An 18,645-nucleotide genomic window follows, 5' to 3' on the forward strand; every position below is an offset into this window, starting at 1 on the left:
ACGGTGGCTTCGTTCGCGCTCGGCGACTACGAGTGGATGCTGGCGTTCGAGGCTGACGAGCTGCACCGCATGGTCGACCTGATGCGCGACCTGCGCGCGTCCACGGCCCGGCGGCACGTCCGTGAGGAAGTCCCGTTCTACACGGGCAAGCGGACCGAGCTCAGCGACCTGGTCGCGAACCTGGCCTGATCGGATGCAGCGCAAGGCATTCCCGGTGCTCTACGTGAGCAGCGTGCGACGGGCCGTGGAGTTCTACGCACTGCTCGGCTACAAGTCGGTCTACCAGTTCCCGCTCGAGGGCGACCCACACTATGTCGGCCTCGAGCGTGGCGACTCGTCCCTAGGCATCGCGGACACCAGCTGGCCCGAGGCCCAACTCGGTATCACCGTCGGCACCGCGCCCCGCTTCGAACTCTTCGTGTACGTCGACGACGTCGGGGCCGAGGTGGAAACCTTCCGCGCGGCCGGCTACGAAGTACTCCAGGAACCCGCCAACATGCCCTGGGGCGAACGCCAGGCCTACGTCCTCGACCCTGACCGCAACCCAGTAGCCCTCGCCACCCCGATCTGACGCCTGCTACTCCGCTGGGGTCAGGGACAGGCTGACCGAGTTGATGCAGTAGCGGAGGTCGGTCGGGGTGCCGTAGCCCTCGCCCTCGAAGACGTGGCCGAGGTGGGAGCCGCAGTTGGCGCAGCGGACCTCGACGCGCTTCATGCCGAGGTCGTGGTCCTCGATGTACTCCACCCGGTCCTCCGCCAGCGGCGCGAAGAACGACGGCCAGCCGCAGTGCGAGTCGAACTTCGTCTCGCTGCGGAACAGTTCCGCGTTACACGCCTTGCACCGGTAGACCCCGACGGTCTTGGTGTCGGTGTATTCGCCGGTGAAGGGCCGCTCGGTGCCCGCCTTGCGCAGTACCTGGAACTCGGCCGGCGACAGCTCCGCCCGCCACTGGTCGTCAGACTTCTGTACTGCGTACTGCTTGGTGCTATCCGTCACTTGCAAGACCTCCTCAGTCGAGGAGCCGGACTCCACAGAATCCGGCTCCTCTCCATTATCGGCGCCTTGACAAGCGAAACCCCGCCCGGGCCCCCGCCCGTAAGCGGGCCGTGATCACCGGTACCAGGACGGCAGCGGGATCACCCGGACGACCTGCGGGTCGTGATCGCTGATCTGGTCGGGGAACTCGGCGTTCATGTGCACGATGTCGTACTGCGAGGCCGGCTGCAGGTTCTTCGACATCAGGATCTGGTCCAGGATCTGGCTGTTCCCCTCGAACACGTAGCTGTACCGCTGCGAGGCCGGCAGGGTCCGCGGCAGGTCGATCAGCGAGGTCTTGCCGGAACCGACCAGGATGTCGGTCGTCTGGCTGAAATCGAAGTCGTTGATGTCACCCAGCACGATCAGGTTCGCGCCCCGGTCCTTGGCCAGGATCTGGTCCGCGAAGGTCCGCACTGCCACGGCCTGCTGGTGACGCTTTGCCGCTGTGGTCTGTACCGGCGGCTGCGTCCGGCCCCAGAGCGGATCGTCGCCACCCTTGGAGCTGAAGTGGTTGACCACCACGAACAGGCTCTGGCCGAACCAGGTGAACTCGCCCACCAGCGGGACGCGGGAAGCGGCCCACGCCGGGTTGGCCGGGTCGATGCGGCCCGGCGAGGAGCTCAGGTGGACCTTGCCGTACTTGTCGGTGACGACGGTGGTGGGGGTGGTCGTGCCTCCGCCCGCGCGGTCGACGAACTTGACCGGCCGGTCGGTGCGGTACATGAACGCGACCCGGATGTTGCCGCCCGGTTCGCCGCCCTCGGCGCCGTCGACGGGGTCGATCTGGCGCCACGCGTACTTCGGGCCGCCGGCCTTGCGGATCGCGGCCGCGAGGGTGTTCAGGGTGAGGTCAGCGCCAGTGCTGCCTGAGTTCAGTGCGCCATCATTGTCCTGCACCTCCTCCAGGCCGAGGCTGTCTGGTGAGGCGAGGTTCTTCACCACCGCCTGAGCCAGCCCGTCGAACTTGGCGTCGCCGTCGGTCGGGTCCAGGTTCTCCACGTTGAACGTCGCGACCGAGACCTGCAGCAGAGAGGAGGGCGTGGTCTTCTCCCGCTGGACCTTGCCGTCGATCACCGTCGGGGTCTGCGTGACGAGGTACTTGAAGTTGCCGAACGAGTAGTCGAGGACGCCGGTCACGACCCCGGCGAGCTTGTCCCCGGTCTTGGCGTCGGGAATCGGGGCGAGCAGGTCGTCCAGCAGCACCCGCTCGGGGTTGCTGTCCGTCTTCTGGATCACGATGCCACCGCGGATCGTCCGGACCCCGGATCCGGCCGGTACGACGGAGAGTTCGCGGAAGGACGTGGGCGGACCGGTGACCTCGGGCTGGTTGATGCCCAGCCACATGCCTTCCAGCGACTCCCAGAAGTCCAGACCGTCGGTGGCCGGCTGGAAGGTGCCGGTGGTCTCGACGTCACCGGTGGAGTCGTCGTCGATCACGGTCGAGGGTGGTACGCGGCCACCTGGGCCGACGATCGTCGGGGCCGGCACGGGCGCGGTGCCGGTCACGGTGATCTTCGGGTTGGTGATCTCCGTGGTGGTCAGGTTGTCGGTGCCACCCGCCCCGCCAGGGCGGAACTCGGCGACCATGCCTTCCACCGTCACGGCGTCACCGACGGCGACTGTCGGGGCCGAACTGGTGAAGACGAAGACGCCTTCGCTCGTCGCCGGGTCGGTGTCCGGCTGGGTGTCTTGGAACCAGAAGCCGTTGGTGCTCTTCGCGGTCACCACGCCGGTGACGTTGCCGACGAGCTTGCCGGCCAGCGGGGACAGGTGCGCCGCGCCCTGGATGTCGTGGATCTTGGCGTCCACCGGCGGTCCGGGCGGGGGAGTCGTCGTCAGCGTCTTCGGCGACGGGTTGACCGCCTCGAACTCGGCGGCGTTGTTGTCGGCGTCCTCGGTCGGGACCTTGCGGGTGGCGGAGGTGGTGTTCGTGAGACCCGGCGCCGGGCTGGTCTCCGCGTCGTTGGCGGCTCCGTATCCGACGAAGTCGACGACGCCGGCGGCCGTGGCGCAGCCCGTAGTACAGGTGAGGCTGGTGGTGGAGGTGACCAGGGCGACCTTGCCGGAGGCGGCGGACATGTTCACACTGCCGGTGGCATCGGGGGCCGGCAGCGGCTGGCCGTTGGCTCCGCCGGACGCGCCCTGGGCGAGGTAGACGCCACCCGGGGCGATCGATCCGGTCAGGGTGATCTTGTTCGCCCAGGAGGTGCCGGCGGAGGACGCGTACTGGATCGACCAGCCGGTCAGGTCGACCGGTGAGCTGCTGTTGTTCGTCAGCTCGATGAAGTCGTTCGCGAAGGGAGCGCCGGAGTTGCCGCCGCCGCCGTACACCTCGGTGATGACCACGGTGGAGGAGGCAGCGAGTGCCGGAACGGCCGCGATCGCGGCGACGCCGGATACAACGAGACTGGAGGTGATCACGAGGGCGCCGAGTCGGCGCCGTGATCGGTTCTGGGCAGACATGGGGCGGATTCTCACACCCCGTGATGGCCGCGCCAAGGCCCAGCACATGAACAGCGGCTGTGAGTGCCGAAGGCAGGGGTGATCCTTCGTCGCGCCCGCCTACGGGTGGGCGGCTCGGCTGTCGGGATCGGGGTGCAGGGCCAGCAGGTGGTAGACCTCCAGGGGCTCGGCCTTACCTTTCAGGTCGAGCAGCCCGAGGGACTCGGTGACGGCGCCGGGGAGCAGCGCCAAGGTGCCGGGGCCGATGGCGACGCCGCCTCCCGGTGCCTTGCCCTCGATCCGGGACGCGACGTTCACCGTGTCGCCGATCACCGTGTGCGTCCGCCCGCCCTCGGTACCGAGGAGGCTGACCGAAGCGACCCCACTGTTGATGCCGACCCTGAACCGCGGCCAGCCGGGGTTGGCGGCCTGGACGGCGGCCGCGGCTTCCTGCAGGGCAAGCCCGGCCGCGGCTGCCCGGGCCGCGTGGTCGGGCTGGTCCCCGCGCTTGTTGAAGGTGACCATCAGCGCGTCACCGATGATCCGGTCCACCTCGCCGCCGTGCCGCCGGACCACCGGTGGCACCACGACCTCGAAGAACGTGTTGAGCATCGCGGTGACCTCGCCGGGCTCGTGGTTCTCGGAGAACGTGGTGAAGCCCTGCAGGTCCGCGAACAGCACGCTCAGGTCCCGGCGTCCCGAGACGGTGTCGGCGACGTAGAGATCCGAGTACCGCTCCTCGTACCACTGGATCCGCACACCGCCCACCACCAGAACGAAGGCGGCAAGCAGGAGCAGGTGCCACTCCCACCACGACAGAGCCCAGTTGCGGGCGTAGACCAGCGCCACCATCGCCTCGGCCAGCAGGACGAACGCGGCGATCATCGAGAGCAGCATCAACGACGGTCGCTGCCGCCACAGCAGCAGGTAGCGGACAGCCGCGACGCCGTACAGCGCGATGGTAGGCACCGCGAGGGTGGTGAGGATTCCGTCGGCGACCTCGGGAACCGTGGTGCTGTGCAACGGAGGCAGCCGCGCGACCGAGGCAATCGCCCACAGCACCATCAGGCCGAGCAGCCCGGCCCGCAACCAGCGCCCCCAACGCATCGCCCGGCCGCCGGACAGCTTCAGACTGGAGAGGAAGGCGAAGACCGAGCCGAGCGCGATTCCGACCGGTGTCGCGAGCACGAATCCGACGTTGGGCGTGTCGAGCAGCACCCCGGGCGTCGCCAGTGCGTGCAGCCCCAGAAAACCGGCCGCGGCGAGGAACGCGAGCGCGACCAGCAGCACCCGCGGATCCCCTCGCCGCAACGCCGCGGCACCCGTGCCATGAGCCAGTACCGCGCTGAGTCCCGCGGTGAGCAGCACCAACCAGAAGTGCGACGGGTGGTGTTCCCAGTGCACGTCCAGCCGTGGCTCGCGGAGCAACAGGACCAGGCCCGCGACCGGCACCAGGAGGACCAGTGCGGTGGCGATGAGCATCCCCTGCGAGTACACGAACCGTCGCTCAGGCATCGGGTGCCTTCAGATACGTGTGGACCTGAGAGACCACCACCGAGCCCTCGCCGACAGCGGAGGCGACGCGCTTGACCGAGCCGGAACGGACGTCGCCGATGGCGAAGAGCCCGGGGATCGTCGTCTCGAACGGTTGAGGGGGCCTGGGCCCGACCCAGCGAGGGTCGGCACCGGCGTCGGATCCGGCCAGCACGAAGCCATGCTTGTCCCGCGCGGTGTCGTCCGGCAGCCAGTCCGTGCCTGGTACCGCGCCGATCATCACGAACAGGCCGTCGACCGGGAGCGATTCCTCGACGCCCGTCTGACGGTCTCGCAGCGTGATGGCCTGGAGCCGCCCGTCACCGCCACCGTCGACGATCTCGCTGGACGGTCGCAGTGTCACATTGTCCGTCGCCTCGATGGCGTCGATCAGGTACTTCGACATGCTCGCGGCGAGGTCGGCCGCACGGATCACCAGCGTGACCCGGCGGCAGTAGCGAGCCAGGTGGAGCACGGCCTGCCCGGCGGAGTTGCCGCCGCCGACCACGCAGGCGTCGAGCCCGGTCAGGCCGTGGGCTTCCGAGACGCTGGCGCCGTAGTACACGCCGGCTCCCGCGAGCGCCTCCAGCGCCGGGACGCCCAGTCGGCGGTACGAGACCCCGGTGGCCAGCACGACAGCCCTGGTCGTTACCTCGCCGATCTCGCCGATCTCGGCGTGGAAGCGGTCACCGCGCTGTTCGAGCGCGACGATCTCGCGCATCAGAACGAAGTGTGCCCCGAACACCCACGCCTGCTGGTAACCACGTTGAGCGAGTTCCGAGCCGCTGATCCCGCGGGAGAAGCCCAGGTAGTTCCGGATCAGCGAACTCGTACCGGCCTGCCCGCCGATCGACTCCCGTTCCACGACGAGGGTCCGCAGGCCTTCGGACGATGCGTACACGGCGGCTGCCAGTCCACCGGGCCCGGCTCCGATCACCAGTACGTCGAACTCGCCTTCGCGGTCCGCAAGCGTCGTCGGAACCCCCCAGGCTTCGGCGATCTCGGCGTTGGTCGGATCGTGCAGTACGGCGCCCCCGACCGCCGGCATCCACACCAGCACGCCATCACCGGGATCCGGCTCACCGGTCCAGCGCAGTACGGCGTCTGCCAGGTCCGAGCCGCTCGCCCGGAAGGCACTCGGAATCCCGTTCCGGGCCAGCAGACTGCGGATTTCATGCCCACGGGCCGATCGGTCGTCGGCGATGACCACGACCTCGCGCAGGTTCGCGACCTCGTTGCGCGACCACTCCTGGATGAACTCCGCGACAGTGCGGTGGAACAGTTCGTCGTGCGCGATCCACGGCTTCAGCACGTAGTAGTTGATGTCTCCGACGGACATCGCCGACAGGATCGCGGCGGCGGTGTCCCGCTTGGCCCAGGCGCCCCACTCGATCAGCAGGGCACGACGTGCGTCGGGATGCAGGGTCCTGGCCAGGTCGAGGATCCCGGCTCGCTGCTCGGTCGCGAGGGTGTGGTCGACCAGCACCACGGCGACCCGCTGGCCGAGGTCGTGGGCGAGCCGGAGGCAGTCCAGGGCTGCCGACGCGGTGAGTTCGCCGCGGACCCTGAAGTCGACGCCGAAACTTCGTTCGAGCTCGGTCTCGGTCCGGTCCAGGTCCTGCGGATCCGCATCGACGACGAGCAACAGAGGTCTGGCCTCGCGCAGGCTGGACCTCGCGCCGGGTTCCCCACCCATCTCCTGACAGTAAGACCGGCGACCGGGTTGATCAACGGATCGCCGGTCCTGCCCGCCCCAGTGGGACAGGACCGGCGAAGTTCAATCAATCAGTTGACACTGACGGCGGACCAGGCGGCCGCCACGGCAGTGCGCTCGGCGCTGGCCGCGCCGTACAGGTCGGTGGCCGCGTTCAACGTCGCGGTGCGGGCCTGCGCGTAGGTGGTGCCGGTGGTCATGTAGGTGGTCAGTGCGCGGTACCAGATCTTGCCGACCTTGGCGTTGCCGATACCGCTCACCGTGGTCCCGTTGCAGGTGGCGGAGTCGTGCGGCAGGCCGCCGATGGTCCTGGCGCCGCTGCCCTCGGACAGCAGGTAGGCGAAGTGGTTCGCGGGCCCGGACGAGTAGTGCACGTCGATGCTGCCGATGCCCGAGTACCAGCAGTCCTTGGAGTTGCCGTCCTTACTCGGCTTGTCCATGAACCGCAGCGCCGGGCGGTCCTTCATGATCTCCTCGCCGATGTAGTAGTCACCCGGATCGTTCGCGTTGTTGGCGGAGAACTCCACGAAGGTGCCGAAGATGTCGCTGGTCGCCTCGTTCAGGCCGCCCGACTCGCCGGAGTAGGTCAGGTTCGCGGTGGCGGTGGTGACGCCGTGGGACATCTCGTGACCGGCCACGTCGGCGGAGACCAGCGGGCCGGCGACCACACCGTCACCGTCGCCGTACGTCATCTGCTTGCCGTCCCAGAAGGCGTTGACGTAGTTGGTGCCGTAGTGCACCCGGCTCGGGACGCCCTTGCCGTCGTTGAAGATTCCGTTCCGGCCGTGGTTGGTCTTGTAGTAGTCGAACGTCAGCGCGGCGCCGTAGTGCGCGTCCACTGCGGCCGAAGCCCGGTCGGCGGTGGTCCCGGTGCCCCAGTGATTGTCGGCGTCGGTGAACTTGACCGGCACCGGGCACCCGAGGCCGAGGAGCTGACAAAGGATCGAGTCCGTCTTGTTCTGCGCGTCGAGCGTCGCCCCGCCACCACGCGCGGGGTCGGTCAGGGTGAAGCCGCCGGTCGCCGTGGTGGTGTCCAGCGGCACGGTGCCGCTGTAGAGGCTCTTGCCGTCACCGGTCACCGTCTCGATGTGCTGCTCGCTCAGCAGCTTGGCGCCCGTCAGCGCGTCGACCGTGGTGGTCACGCGGCTCGGTGTCCCATCGGCCTGGGTACCGGCGGTCGTGACCAGGTAGGCGAGTCGTGGCGCGCCCTTGCGGGCCTCGATTACCAGGGACGGCTTGCCTTCGGCCTTGTAGCCGCCGCTCAGTGCCTTGCCGGTGGCGGTGGCGACGCTGACCTTGGGCGTGCGGCCGACGTTCGCGGACTGGTTCAGGGTGAGGCTCGCACCCTTGAAGCCTCCGTCCTTGTTCTGGTGCACGACGACATCGCCGCCGAGGACGGGAAGGCCTCCGATGCTGCGGTCCATCCGGACATGGTTGGTGCCGTCGGCATCGACGATGACGTCCCGCACGGCGAATGCGTCGGCACCGGTGGCGCGGAGTACGCCGAGGTTCTCGGTGATCGCGGCCTTGGCCCGGGCGACCGCGGCGGTGGGGGTCGGGGCGGGATCTGCCTCAGGCGCACCGGTGGCCGTGGTGGCTCCGGTCAGCCCTAGGGCGGTTGCGGTCGCCACTGCGGTGGCAGCGGCGAGCAGGGCGGATTTGTTCATCCTCGCGCTCCTTCAAGAGTGTCCCGGGGGCCTCACGCCCCAGGAACGAGGTGCTGGAACGTTACCGCCCAGTCACCCAGGGTGGCCAGTGGTCGGGAAAGATCGCTTTCCGTGCGGGGCGGGAAGTTTTGGTCCGTGCCGGGCGGTACGGTCGCGGACATGGCGGCGACCAAGGCAATCGAGCTGGAGATCGCGGGGCGGACGGTCCGGGTGAGCAATCCCGACAAGCCGTACTTCGCCGACCGCGGCCTGACCAAGCTGGACATCGTGAACTACTTCGTCGCGGTCGGGGACGGGATCCTGGGCGCGCTCCGGGACCGGCCGACCACCCTGGAGCGCTGGCCGGGCGGCTGGTTCGAGGGCGCCAAGCTGTCCACCCGGATGGACAACAAGGGCGACGCCTTCTACCAGAAGCGGGTCGCCAAGGGCGCACCCGACTGGGTCGAGACAGCCACCATCACCTTCCCCAGCGGCCGTCCGGCGGACGAGGTCTGCCCGACCGAGCTGGCCGTCGTCGCCTGGGCGGCGAACCTCGGCACCCTCACCTTCCACCCCTGGCCGGTCCGCCGCCCGGAGCTGGACTCGCCGGACCAGCTGAGGATCGATCTCGACCCCCAGCCCGGCACCGACTTCAAGAGCGCGGCCACGGTCGCCCCACTACTGCGTGAGCTGCTGGCTGAGCATGGCCTCGAAGGGTTCCCGAAGACCTCGGGTGGCCGCGGCCTGCACGTGTACGTGCCGATCGAGCCGCGCTGGACCTTCGTGGAAGCCCGGCGCGCGGTGATCGCCGCCGGCCGGGAGTTGTCGCGGCGGATGCCGGAGCAGGTGACGGTGAACTGGTGGAAGGAAGAACGCGGCGAGCGGGTCTTCATCGACTACAACCAGATGGCGCGGGATCGCACCATCGCCTCGGCTTATTCGGTCCGGCCGAATGCGCGGGCCCGGGTTTCGGCTCCGCTGCGGTGGGAGGAGGTCGCGGACGTCGTACCAGATGATTTCGACGTGCTCACCATGCCGGCGCGATTCGCCGAGGTGGGCGATCTGCATGCCGCGGTGGGGGAGAAGGCGTTCTCGCTGGAATCACTGCTGGAACTGTCGGCCAAACACGAACGCGACCTGGGCGAAGGGGATATGCCTTATCCCCCCGAATATCCGAAGATGCCGGGCGAACCGAAGCGCGTCCAGCCGTCGAAAGACCGCGACCGCCCCAAGGATTGACCGTCAGAGGGTGCGGAGGACGCCGCCGTCAACGGGGATCATGGAGCCGGTGATGTAGGAGGCGACCGGCGACAGGATGAACGCGGCGACCCGGCCGAACTCCTCGGGTTTGCCGTAGCGCCGCAGCGGGATGGTCTTCTCCGAGGCGCGGCGGGCTGCCTCGGGATCGCCGCCCTTCGAGTCGAGTTCCTTCAGCCGGTCGGTGGCGATTCGGCCCGGGAGTAGTCCGTTCACCCGGACCCCGTTCGGGCCGAGCTCGTCGGCCAGGGTCTTCGCGACCATCGCGAGCCCCGGGCGCAGGCCGTTGGAGATCGCCAGGCCGGGGATCGGCGACCGCACCGACGACGACAGCACGAAGGCGATCGACGTCCCGTCCGAACCGGCCCGGGCGACCGAGCGGGCGATCCGCAGCCCGCCCAGGAACACGCTGTCGAAGGCGGCTCGCCAGTCGTCCTCGTCGGTGTCCAGCGCGGTGCCGGGCCGCGGGCCGCCGACGCTGATCAGGGCGCCGTGCAGGGCGCCCCACTTGGCGATCGCGGTCGCGGCCAGCCGCTCCGCGCTCTCCGGGTCGGCGTTGTCCACCGGGATGCCGACGACGTTCCCGCCGAGTTCGGCGGCCGCGCGGGCGATCGACTCCTCGTTCCGGCTGGAGATCACCAGCCGCGCGCCTTCGTCGGCGAGGGCTTTCGCCGTGGCGAAGCCGAGTCCGCCGCTGGCGCCGGTGACGATATAGGTGCGATCGCGAAGTCCGAGGTCCACGCCCACCATCCTGCCGTACCGCGCCCTGTCTCGCTGCCGCGCGCACCGCGAGAGGCCGGCGTGATCTCAACCACCGGACACAAATCTCAGCCCCGTAAGGCTCCCCGCTCCGTCGTCACGGGCCTGCCCACCTCGGATCGTCCGACACGCCGACGTTTGGTAGCCAAGGGCAAGCGCACCGTCGTTGCGTAGGGCAACCAGCAACTTGTCAGGCGAGACCGGCGTCGCCGTCTGTTGGTCCGTGGTCGGTGCGTGGTCCTCGATCTGACGCTCCGGCTGCGACAGGTTCGGCCTCGGCCTCGGCCCCACCGCCCGTCCCACCACCGCCACCGCTCTCGCCGTCGCCGGCCAGTGCGCCGTCCGCTGGTTTGTTGCCTTGGATGTCCTGGCGGGAGAAGTAGACCAGGCCGCCGATGGCCAGGAGGGCGAAGAAGAACCACTGCAGGGCGTAGAAGAAGTGCGGCCCGTCGTCGATCTCCGGCCCAGGGAACGCACCGAAGGCGGGATCAGCCGCCGGCTCCTGATGATCCACGGTCAGGTACCCGTCGTACAGGTTGAGTCCCAGGGCCGACCCGAACTCCGGTCCGTTGATGAGCCGCGCGGTCCCGTCGACCGGGGTGCCGCCGCTGGTGTGGCCGCCGCGCTCGCTGCGGCGCAGGCGGCCCGTCACTGTAACCTCTCCGGTCGGCGCAGCCGGGACGTTGCCAGGCGCCAGCTCGGCCCCCTGGCGCGGGAGGAAACCACGATCGACCAGGACCGCCGTCCCGTCGGCAAGCAGCAACGGCGTGACGATCTCGAAGCCCGGCCGGTCGCTGACGTTCCGGTACCGCATCACCACCTGCTTGCTGGGGTCATACGTCCCGGTGACCACCGCAGTACGCCAGTCGTGTGCGTCGCCGACCACGCGCTGTGGCCCGACGACCTCGGTCAGCGGGGCCGCGGGAGCGGCCAGGTTCGTGCGGGTGACCTCGTTGCGCGCCTTGCGTTCGTCCAGCCGGTGCAGCTGCCACCGGCCGAGCTCGACACAGACCCCGGCCAGGACCAGGATCACCAGCGCGGTGGTGATCCACCGGGGGTTCAGCAAGCGACGCACCCCTTGAACTTAAGCCATGACCTGAAACACATCTGCCCCGCCCATCCCGGCCGCGTAGGCTGGACCGGATGAGAGCAACTGGTACGACGCCCCTGGGCCTGGCTGATGCCTACGGCCGGGTTGCCACCGACCTCAGGGTCTCCCTGACCGATCGGTGCAACCTCCGGTGCACGTACTGCATGCCCGAAGAGGGCCTGGACTGGCTCGCGAAGCCCGAGCTGCTCACCGACGACGAGGTGGTCCGGCTCGTCTCCGTGGCCGTCACCCACCTGAACGTGGACGAGATCCGCTTCACCGGCGGCGAGCCCCTCCTCCGCCGCGGCCTGGTCGACATCGTCGCCCGTACTACGCAACTGAACCCCCGCCCCCAGGTGTCCCTGACCACCAACGGCATCGGGCTGGCCCGTCAGGCCCAGGCGCTCCGCGACGCAGGGCTGGACCGGGTGAACGTGAGCTTGGACACCATCCGGCAGGAGACCTTCCTCCAGCTGACCCGCCGGGACCGGCTGAAGGACGTGGTCGCCGGACTGGAGGCCGCGCAGCAGGCAGGGCTGACCCCGGTGAAGGTGAACGCCGTGCTGATGCGCGGGGTGAACGACGGCGAGGCGGCCGAGTTGCTGCAGTTCTGCCTGGACCGCGGCTACGAACTGCGCTTCATCGAGCAGATGCCGCTGGACGCGCAGCACGGCTGGAGCCGGGACACCATGATCACCGCCGACGAGATCCTCGAGATGCTCAGCGAACGCTTCGAGCTCGCGCCGACCGACGCGGCGACCCGGGGCAGTGCACCGGCCGAGTCGTTCACCGTTCGAGGCGGTCCGCAGACCGTCGGCATCATCGCCTCGGTGACACGGCCGTTCTGCGGCGATTGCGACCGGGTCCGGCTGACCGCCGACGGTCAGGTACGGGACTGTCTGTTCGCCCGCAAGGAGTCGGACCTGCGGACCGCTCTGCGGGCCGGTGCCGATGACAAGGAGTTGGCGGAGAGCTGGCGCCGGGCAATGGCGGGCAAACTCCCCGGCCATGGCATCGCCGACCCGGCGTTCCTCCAACCGGTCCGGCCGATGTCGGCCATCGGCGGCTGAAGCGCAACAGGAAATTTACCTTTTCGGCTGTAACGCGGGAACTGTTCAGCCGGTGAATGGCTCGACTTCGCGTAAGAAAGAACGCCGGGCCAGGAAGTCGGACAGGCTCTCCTTGTGCTCGTCACAGGCGAGCCAGGTCTTCCGCCGGTCGGGAGTGTGGATCTTCGGGTTGTTCCACAACAGCGCCCACTGCGCCGGCTTGCCGCATCCCCTTGCAGAGCAGACGGACGGCAGATCCTCATTCTTCATCGCGGGCAACTCCCGAACCTATTACCGAGTCGCCAGGCAATTGTTCCTGACCTCTCAATAATCAATAGCCTGGGGAAAATGAAGCGACGTCGGACAGCCACGGGGGGAGCCGTCCGACGCCGCATCAAGTCCCTGAATTTCATCCGTGAACTTCAGAGCACGCGGGAGATTCTGACACGGATCGGATGTGAGAATCCAGTCCCGGCGCAGATCACTTTTCGGTGTCGTCCTGCGAGCCCAGTTCAGCGCGGGGCGGCGCGATGTAGGCGTCGGCACTGGACACCTTCGTGGTGCGTCGCGCGTTGGCCAGTACGACGGCCACCGAGGGCAGGAGGATGGCCGCGACCATGAACCCCCAGCGCCAGGGCGATGGAGTCAGCACGGCCAGCACGAAGCAGACGATCCGGATCGACATCATCCAGGCGTACCGCGCGATCCGCCCCTCCAGGTCCTCGGACCGGCCGGGCTGCGCACTCGTCACCGAGATGACGGTTTCGTCGGGCCGTTCACGGCGTCGCGACATCTATCCTCCTCACCAGGACCACCGTACGCCGAAGCCGCGGCGACGGCGTATCGACCATGGCGACGAAGGAGAACTGCGATGACTGATCGGACCTACCGGGTGACCGAGATCGTGGGCACGTCGAAGGAGGGCGTCGACCAGGCGATCGGCAACGCCATCACCCGTGCCGGGGAGACCCTCCGGCACATGGACTGGTTCGAGGTGACCCAGATCCGCGGCCACATCGTCGACAACGCGATCGACCACTACCAGGTCGGTCTCAAGGTCGGCTTCCGGCTCGAAGACTCCTAGGCGGTACCGTTCGTGCGGCAGTGAGCCGTCCACTTCAGTGAGGAGACGCCAACGTGTCGAGATCGGTACTGGTCACCGGTGGCAACCGGGGCATCGGCCTGGCCATCGCTACCGCCTTCAAGGAGGCGGGCGACCAGGTCGCCGTGACCTATCGCAGCGGTGAACCGCCCGAGGGGTTCCTCGGGGTGAAGTGTGACGTCACCGACGCCGAGCAGGTCGAGGCGGCGTTCGAGACGATCCAGGCCGAGCACGGGCCGGTCGAGGTGCTGATCGCCAACGCCGGCATCACCCGCGACACGCTGCTGCTGCGGATGTCCGACGACGACTGGGACGCGGTCATCCAGACGAACCTGACCGGCTCGTTCCGGGTCGCCAAGCGGGCGGCCAAGGGGATGCTCCGGCTGCGCCGGGGCCGGATCGTCTTCATCTCCTCGGTCGTCGGCCTGCTCGGCTCGCCCGGCCAGGTGAACTACGCCGCCAGCAAGTCCGGCCTGATCGGGATGGCCCGGTCGATGGCTCGCGAGCTCGGCAGCCGCGGCATCACCACGAACGTGATCGCGCCCGGCTTCGTCGAGACCGACATGACCGCGGTGCTGCCGGAGGAGACCCAGAAGCAGTACCTGAGCCAGATCCCGCTCGGCCGGTTCGCCCGGACCGAGGAGATCGCCCAGGCGGTCCGCTGGATCTCGTCGGACGAGGCCGGCTACATCACCGGCGCGGTGATCCCGGTCGACGGCGGCATCGGCATGGGCCACTAGGCCCCTCACACTTTCTAGAAAGGCAGTGCCCGTGGGCATCCTCGACGGCAAGCGCATCCTGGTCGCGGGCGTCACGCTCGACTCCTCGATCGGGTTTGCCACGGCCAAAGTGGCGCAGGAACAAGGCGCCACCGTGCTGATCTCCAACTTCGGCCGCGCGCTGAGCATCACCAAGCGGATCGCCAAGCGGCTGCCGGTGGAACCGCCAGTGCTCGAGCTCGACGTGACGAACGCGGAGCACCTGGCCGCGCTGCCGGACGCGATCCGCGAGCACGTGGACGGCCTCGACGGTGTCGTGCACTCGATCGCCTATGGGAATCCCGAGACGATCCTGGGTGGCAAGTTCCTCGAGGGACCATGGGAGGACGTGGCCCAGGCGGTGCACGTCTCGGCGTACTCGCTGAAGTCTCTGGCGGTGACGTGCGCTCCGCTGATGAGCCGGGGCGGCAGTGTCGTCGGGCTGACCTTCGACGCGACCGTGGCGTGGCCCGGGTACGACTGGATGGGCGTGGCGAAGGCGGCGCTGGAGTCGACCTCGCGGTACCTGGCCCGCGATCTCGGGGCACAGGGGATCCGGTGCAACCTGGTCTCGGCCGGACCGCTGAAGACGCTGGCGGCGAAGGCGATCCCGGGCTTCGAGAAGTTCGAGGAGCCGTGGCTGGACCGGGCCCCGCTGGGCTGGGACCCGTCCGACCTGGAGCCGACCGGCAAGACCATCGTCGGCCTGCTCAGCGACTTCTTCCCCTCCACCACCGGCGAGATCATCCACGTCGACGGCGGCTTTCACGCGATGGGTGCCTAGCGACAATGTCCAGCTCTTTGGTAGAGCTCCGCGTTCTGGACGGGGCCAACCTGTATTTCAGCCGTGCCGCGGTCAAGCTGACTCTTGACCTGACCGCTCTGATCGACGCCCCCGCCGCGCAGGCGAAGGCGTATGCGTCGGCGCTCGGGCTGGGGTCCACCCGGCCGGGCGCGATCGGGTCCGGCTTCCGGCAGCGGTTCGCAGTACGGGTGGTCGGGCATATTGTCCGGCGGATCGCCCGGGAGGCGGGGATCGGGCGGATCGGCGTACGGGTGCGGTCGGCGTCCGACGTGCACCGGCTCGTGGTGGCGTTCCCGTGGGCTCATGAGGGACGCGCGAGGGCCCTGGGGGCGGCGATCGTCGAGGTGGTCGATGCCTTCGGCACCGATGAGCTGCCGGAGCTGGTCGCGACCGTCGGCGATCGGGTCCGCAACGAGCCGGCCGGCGAGGCGCCACCGACGCTGCGGCCGAAGATCCCGGTCGTCGCCGTCACCGGCACGAACGGCAAGACCACGACCTCGCGGATGATCGCGCACATCGGCCGGGCCGCCGGCCTGCACGTCGGCTGGTCGAGCACCGACGGCGTGTACTTCGACGGGGAGCTCGTCAAGTACGGCGATTTCTCCGGCCCGAGTGGTGCCGGGCAGGTGCTCGCCCAGCCCGGGGTCCAGTTGGCTGTCACGGAGACGGCTCGCGGCGGCATCCTGCGGCGCGGTGTCGGGGTCGCCTACAACGACGTCTCCGTGGTCACGAACGTCACGGCCGACCACCTGGGCCTGGGTGGCATCGATACCGTCGACCAGTTGGCCGAGGTGAAGGCGGTGATCACCAAGATCACCCGGCCGCGCGGCTGGTGTGTGGTGAACGGCGACGACCCGCGGACGTTCGGGATGCGGCTGGGGTCACCGGCCAAGTGCTGGGTGTTCTCCCGCGATCCCGACTCGCCGTCGATCCGGACCGTGCTGGACGAAGGCGGCCGCGCGACCACCGTGCTGGACGGCTTCATCACGGTCCTCGACCAGAACAGCGACGCCGAGCCGCTGCTCAAGGTCGTCGACGTCCCGATGACCCTGTCCGGCCTGTCCCACTACAACGTCGAGAACGCGCTCGCCGCCGCCTCGGCCGCACTGGGACTCGGCCTGCCGCGGGACGCGGTGATCGAGGGGCTGAGCAGCTTCGCGCCGAACGAGGACAACCCGGGCCGGATGAACATGTACTCCGTTCGCGGGTTCACCGTGGTGATCGACCTGGCCCACAACGAGGCCGGACTCGAAGCGCTGCTGGAGATCATGAACGGGGTCCGCGAACCGGGCGGCCGGCTCCTGCTCGCGCTCGGGTCACCGGGTGACCGGTCCGATGACATGGTCTCGGCGATGGGCGCGATCGGGGCCCGGGGCGCGGACCGGGTGGTGATCGGGCACAAGGGCGAATACCTGCGCGGGCGGCCGCCGGAGGAGCTCGAGGCGGTGTTCCGGGAAGGGACCAGCTCGGTCGGCGTCGACGACGTACCGGCCTTCCCGACCGAGCTCGACGCGGCGAAGGCCCTGGTCGGGGAAGCACAGCCCGGTGATGTGGTCGCGGTGATGTCCTTGCAGGATCGGGCGAGTCTTGACGCCTGGTTGCGGTCCGAGGGAGCTACCGTCGATAACCCGGAGACCTTGAAGAGCAAGGTCGAGCGAGCACAGCACTGACCCCCGGCTCCCGGGTCGGGGGCCGATCGGGGTGTCATGCGCTACTTGTGGTCGGTACCGGCGGCGGTGATCGCCTGGTTCGTGGTCGGCTTCGCGCCGACCTACCTGGACGGGCTGCCCGGCGATGCCACCACGTTCGTCCCGGCGGTGGACTCCCGCGTCGATCTCCTGGTGCTCGGTGGTTTCGCCGGGGGAGTGGTGGCGGGGCTGCTGGTCCAGCGGTTGCGGATCACCGTGCCGCTGCTGCTCGTGGTTGCCGCCGGCACCTGGGGATTGAGCGGGCATTCCCTGGATACGCGGGGTTTGCTGATCACGTTGCTGGTGGCAAGTGCTGTTGGCGGGATGTTCGGTGCCCTGGGCACCCGAAGCTCGGTGGTCGCCGCCTTCGGCCTGGCTCTGCCGATCGCCTGGTACGCCCTTCGCCCTGCCGCCGAGCTGGAGAACTGGCGCTTGCTGTGGCAACTCAACGGCCTGCTGGTCGCCGTCGGACTCGCCCTTCTCCTGTACGTCGCTTGCTGGCGGCGCGGCTGGCCCTCGGCGTACTACTGGTTGCCATTGGCAGCGACCTACGTGGCGTCATTCGCTGTGGTCGACGGCGTCAAGGCGATGGCGGGGGCAACGAACGGCTCGATGGATGAGATCGCCAACGCCGGCACTGACGGGTTCTTCGACGCGTTCGAGCCGCTGCTGCGGAACTACTGGCCCTGGCTGGTGCTTGCCGTCCTGCTGGCGATCCCGATGGTCGCGCTGAAGGTTCGCGCCCTGCCACCGCCCCCTCCGCCGCCGGCCCGGCACGACGACCGCGGCAACGACGCTGTGCTCTCGGACGACCTCGACTGGATCGACCGCGAAGAGCCCAAGCGCCGCCTGCTACCCCGCCGCGAGCCGGTCGGCTGACGAATCTCCCTGCAAGGCAAGCGCAATCTCCGCAATCTGCGCGAGCCGGTGTGCCCGGGCTGACTCGGCCGGGGTGAACGGCTCACCGGGCCGCGTGAAGAGGATGAGACCGCTCCAGGGCGACGGAATCTTCAGCATCGTCCCGTCCGCGGGCAGGCGCCCCGCAGTCACTGCTAGCCGATCCGTGACGACTCGTGCGCCGAGCAGTTCGGCGACGGCATGCGGCAACTCGGCCGGATCGGCGACCACGCGAGCAGAGAGGTTCAACGCCTCCGTCTGACCGTCGACCAGCGCCAGCGCGGTGGTCGGCCAGACATGCGCCTCCCGCCCACCAGCCGCCCGTACTGCGCTCAGCAGGTCGTCGGCGGCGATGACATCCGGCGTCGACACCACCAGTTCGTCCCGCACGCCGTCGTGGACCGGGTGGACCTCCAGGTCGAGGATGTTCGCCTCGAGCTCCGCCAGCCGATGAGTCAGGCGTTCGAGCTCGCCGGCCTGATCCTCGAGCGTCACCCGGATCCGCCACAGCGACGGGGCCTGGCTGATCGTCTCGTGGGTGTGATCGCGGAGGAGATGACCGGGCGCATGCAGCCACCGTCGCAGCAACCTCATGGTCGAAGGCTCGACCACCCAGATCACCAGCGCAGTGGTGGTCACGGCGAGCGCCACGACAGTCAGCAGGTACGGCGGGTGCAGCGCGATCACTCCCGCATGGAGAGCGAGTTCGACAGGTAGAACGGCCGCCAGCTTGGCCAGTGTCAGTCGGAGGCGGTGTGGATGGGGCAACCGCCCGCAGACGTCGCACGCCATCCCGGCGGTGACAGATCTCCGCAGTTGTTCCATACCCTCAAGGCTGGCAGCGACCTGTTGCCCACTCGTTGCCG

At 68.9% G+C, this 18,645-nt stretch carries 19 protein-coding genes; 9 read left to right on the forward strand and 10 right to left on the reverse strand.

Annotated elements, in window-relative coordinates; translation table 11 throughout:
- Window positions 1–189: chlorite dismutase family protein (locus VFG33_RS38460; protein WP_325057966.1), on the forward strand; the 189-nt coding region annotated here is incomplete at its 5' end.
- 4 nt (window positions 190–193) lie between these two features.
- Window positions 194–571 carry a VOC family protein gene (locus tag VFG33_RS38465; RefSeq protein WP_325055069.1) on the forward strand — a complete coding sequence of 126 codons (378 nt, stop codon included), beginning with the start codon at window positions 194–196 and terminating at the stop codon, window positions 569–571.
- Between the two features lie 6 nt (window positions 572–577).
- Here the strand turns inward: VFG33_RS38465 and msrB are convergent, their stop codons facing one another.
- The 5 genes from msrB to VFG33_RS38490 form a co-directional block, all read right to left on the reverse strand.
- Window positions 578–997: a peptide-methionine (R)-S-oxide reductase MsrB gene (gene msrB, locus VFG33_RS38470; protein ID WP_325057967.1), complete on the reverse strand. Its 420-nt coding sequence runs from the start codon at window positions 995–997 to the stop codon at window positions 578–580.
- Between the two features lie 114 nt (window positions 998–1,111).
- On the reverse strand, window positions 1,112–3,502 hold the full coding sequence (locus VFG33_RS38475) for a DUF8508 domain-containing protein (protein WP_325057968.1): 2,391 nt from the start codon (window positions 3,500–3,502) through the stop codon (window positions 1,112–1,114).
- 99 nt (window positions 3,503–3,601) lie between these two features.
- Window positions 3,602–4,996 (reverse strand): adenylate/guanylate cyclase domain-containing protein, encoded by a 1,395-nt coding sequence (locus VFG33_RS38480; RefSeq protein WP_325057969.1) that lies wholly within the window; start codon window positions 4,994–4,996, stop codon window positions 3,602–3,604.
- Complete coding sequence (locus VFG33_RS38485) at window positions 4,989–6,710, reverse strand: NAD(P)/FAD-dependent oxidoreductase (RefSeq protein ID WP_325057970.1); 1,722 nt, start codon at window positions 6,708–6,710, stop codon at window positions 4,989–4,991. The genes VFG33_RS38480 and VFG33_RS38485 overlap by 8 nt, the downstream gene beginning before the upstream one ends.
- An 89-nt stretch (window positions 6,711–6,799) precedes the next feature.
- Entirely contained in the window at window positions 6,800–8,395 is a 1,596-nt protein-coding gene (locus VFG33_RS38490) for a M4 family metallopeptidase (RefSeq protein ID WP_325057971.1), read from the reverse strand.
- Window positions 8,396–8,554: 159 nt separating this feature from the next.
- Between VFG33_RS38490 and ligD the strand changes: the two genes are divergently transcribed.
- Window positions 8,555–9,613 carry a non-homologous end-joining DNA ligase gene (gene ligD, locus VFG33_RS38495; RefSeq protein ID WP_325057972.1) on the forward strand — a complete coding sequence of 353 codons (1,059 nt, stop codon included), beginning with the start codon at window positions 8,555–8,557 and terminating at the stop codon, window positions 9,611–9,613.
- A gap of 3 nt (window positions 9,614–9,616) precedes the next feature.
- On the opposite strand, the gene VFG33_RS38500 is transcribed toward ligD, so the two are convergent.
- Together VFG33_RS38500 and VFG33_RS38505 are read right to left on the reverse strand one after the other, a co-directional pair.
- On the reverse strand, window positions 9,617–10,381 hold the full coding sequence (locus VFG33_RS38500) for an SDR family oxidoreductase (protein ID WP_325057973.1): 765 nt from the start codon (window positions 10,379–10,381) through the stop codon (window positions 9,617–9,619).
- Window positions 10,382–10,580: 199 nt separating this feature from the next.
- On the reverse strand, window positions 10,581–11,465 hold the full coding sequence (locus tag VFG33_RS38505; RefSeq protein WP_325057974.1) for an SURF1 family cytochrome oxidase biogenesis protein: 885 nt from the start codon (window positions 11,463–11,465) through the stop codon (window positions 10,581–10,583).
- A gap of 68 nt (window positions 11,466–11,533) precedes the next feature.
- Here VFG33_RS38505 and moaA point away from each other — a divergent pair, with 68 nt between their 5' ends.
- Window positions 11,534–12,550 (forward strand): GTP 3',8-cyclase MoaA, encoded by a 1,017-nt coding sequence (gene moaA / locus VFG33_RS38510; protein ID WP_325057975.1) that lies wholly within the window; start codon window positions 11,534–11,536, stop codon window positions 12,548–12,550.
- Between the two features lie 45 nt (window positions 12,551–12,595).
- On the opposite strand, the gene VFG33_RS38515 is transcribed toward moaA, so the two are convergent.
- Both VFG33_RS38515 and VFG33_RS38520 read right to left on the reverse strand, forming a co-directional pair.
- Window positions 12,596–12,799, reverse strand: coding sequence for a hypothetical protein (locus VFG33_RS38515; RefSeq protein ID WP_325057976.1), 204 nt, complete (start codon window positions 12,797–12,799; stop codon window positions 12,596–12,598).
- Between the two features lie 211 nt (window positions 12,800–13,010).
- Complete coding sequence (locus tag VFG33_RS38520) at window positions 13,011–13,322, reverse strand: DUF3099 domain-containing protein (RefSeq protein ID WP_325057977.1); 312 nt, start codon at window positions 13,320–13,322, stop codon at window positions 13,011–13,013.
- 78 nt (window positions 13,323–13,400) lie between these two features.
- On the opposite strand from VFG33_RS38520, the gene VFG33_RS38525 reads away from it, so the two are divergent.
- Genes VFG33_RS38525 through VFG33_RS38545 form a run of 5 tightly spaced genes read left to right on the forward strand, consistent with a single transcriptional unit; the run spans window position 13,401 to window position 17,761 of the window.
- Complete coding sequence (locus VFG33_RS38525; RefSeq protein WP_325057978.1) at window positions 13,401–13,613, forward strand: dodecin; 213 nt, start codon at window positions 13,401–13,403, stop codon at window positions 13,611–13,613.
- Window positions 13,614–13,666: 53 nt separating this feature from the next.
- Window positions 13,667–14,371 (forward strand): 3-oxoacyl-[acyl-carrier-protein] reductase, encoded by a 705-nt coding sequence (gene fabG / locus VFG33_RS38530; RefSeq protein ID WP_325057979.1) that lies wholly within the window; start codon window positions 13,667–13,669, stop codon window positions 14,369–14,371.
- Between the two features lie 31 nt (window positions 14,372–14,402).
- Complete coding sequence (gene fabI / locus VFG33_RS38535) at window positions 14,403–15,173, forward strand: enoyl-ACP reductase FabI (RefSeq protein WP_414673019.1); 771 nt, start codon at window positions 14,403–14,405, stop codon at window positions 15,171–15,173.
- A 5-nt stretch (window positions 15,174–15,178) separates the two neighbouring features.
- Window positions 15,179–16,864, forward strand: a complete 1,686-nt coding sequence (locus VFG33_RS38540; RefSeq protein ID WP_325057981.1) for a Mur ligase family protein — start codon at window positions 15,179–15,181, stop codon at window positions 16,862–16,864.
- A 36-nt stretch (window positions 16,865–16,900) separates the two neighbouring features.
- Window positions 16,901–17,761 (forward strand): hypothetical protein, encoded by an 861-nt coding sequence (locus VFG33_RS38545; RefSeq protein ID WP_325057982.1) that lies wholly within the window; start codon window positions 16,901–16,903, stop codon window positions 17,759–17,761.
- Here VFG33_RS38545 and VFG33_RS38550 read toward each other — a convergent pair.
- Window positions 17,735–18,604, reverse strand: coding sequence for an amino acid-binding protein (locus VFG33_RS38550; RefSeq protein ID WP_325057983.1), 870 nt, complete (start codon window positions 18,602–18,604; stop codon window positions 17,735–17,737). The genes VFG33_RS38545 and VFG33_RS38550 overlap by 27 nt on opposite strands.
- Window positions 18,605–18,645: the final 41 nt, after the last annotated feature.

Source organism: Kribbella sp. (assembly GCF_035687465.1).
Taxonomy (GTDB): domain Bacteria; phylum Actinomycetota; class Actinomycetes; order Propionibacteriales; family Kribbellaceae; genus Kribbella.

What these genes read in the sequence shown, in the direction of transcription:
- VFG33_RS38465 (WP_325055069.1), top strand. Translation starts at nt 194, where the DNA reads ATGCAGCGCAAGGCATTCCCGGTGCTCTACGTGAGCAGCGTGCGACGG.
- VFG33_RS38475 (WP_325057968.1), bottom strand. Translation starts at nt 3,502, where the DNA reads ATGTCTGCCCAGAACCGATCACGGCGCCGACTCGGCGCCCTCGTGATC.
- VFG33_RS38480 (WP_325057969.1), bottom strand. Translation starts at nt 4,996, where the DNA reads ATGCCTGAGCGACGGTTCGTGTACTCGCAGGGGATGCTCATCGCCACC.
- VFG33_RS38485 (WP_325057970.1), bottom strand. Translation starts at nt 6,710, where the DNA reads ATGGGTGGGGAACCCGGCGCGAGGTCCAGCCTGCGCGAGGCCAGACCT.
- VFG33_RS38490 (WP_325057971.1), bottom strand. Translation starts at nt 8,395, where the DNA reads ATGAACAAATCCGCCCTGCTCGCCGCTGCCACCGCAGTGGCGACCGCA.
- ligD (WP_325057972.1), top strand. Translation starts at nt 8,555, where the DNA reads ATGGCGGCGACCAAGGCAATCGAGCTGGAGATCGCGGGGCGGACGGTC.
- VFG33_RS38500 (WP_325057973.1), bottom strand. Translation starts at nt 10,381, where the DNA reads ATGGTGGGCGTGGACCTCGGACTTCGCGATCGCACCTATATCGTCACC.
- moaA (WP_325057975.1), top strand. Translation starts at nt 11,534, where the DNA reads ATGAGAGCAACTGGTACGACGCCCCTGGGCCTGGCTGATGCCTACGGC.
- VFG33_RS38515 (WP_325057976.1), bottom strand. Translation starts at nt 12,799, where the DNA reads ATGAAGAATGAGGATCTGCCGTCCGTCTGCTCTGCAAGGGGATGCGGC.
- VFG33_RS38520 (WP_325057977.1), bottom strand. Translation starts at nt 13,322, where the DNA reads ATGTCGCGACGCCGTGAACGGCCCGACGAAACCGTCATCTCGGTGACG.
- VFG33_RS38525 (WP_325057978.1), top strand. Translation starts at nt 13,401, where the DNA reads ATGACTGATCGGACCTACCGGGTGACCGAGATCGTGGGCACGTCGAAG.
- VFG33_RS38540 (WP_325057981.1), top strand. Translation starts at nt 15,179, where the DNA reads ATGTCCAGCTCTTTGGTAGAGCTCCGCGTTCTGGACGGGGCCAACCTG.
- VFG33_RS38545 (WP_325057982.1), top strand. Translation starts at nt 16,901, where the DNA reads ATGCGCTACTTGTGGTCGGTACCGGCGGCGGTGATCGCCTGGTTCGTG.
- VFG33_RS38550 (WP_325057983.1), bottom strand. Translation starts at nt 18,604, where the DNA reads ATGGAACAACTGCGGAGATCTGTCACCGCCGGGATGGCGTGCGACGTC.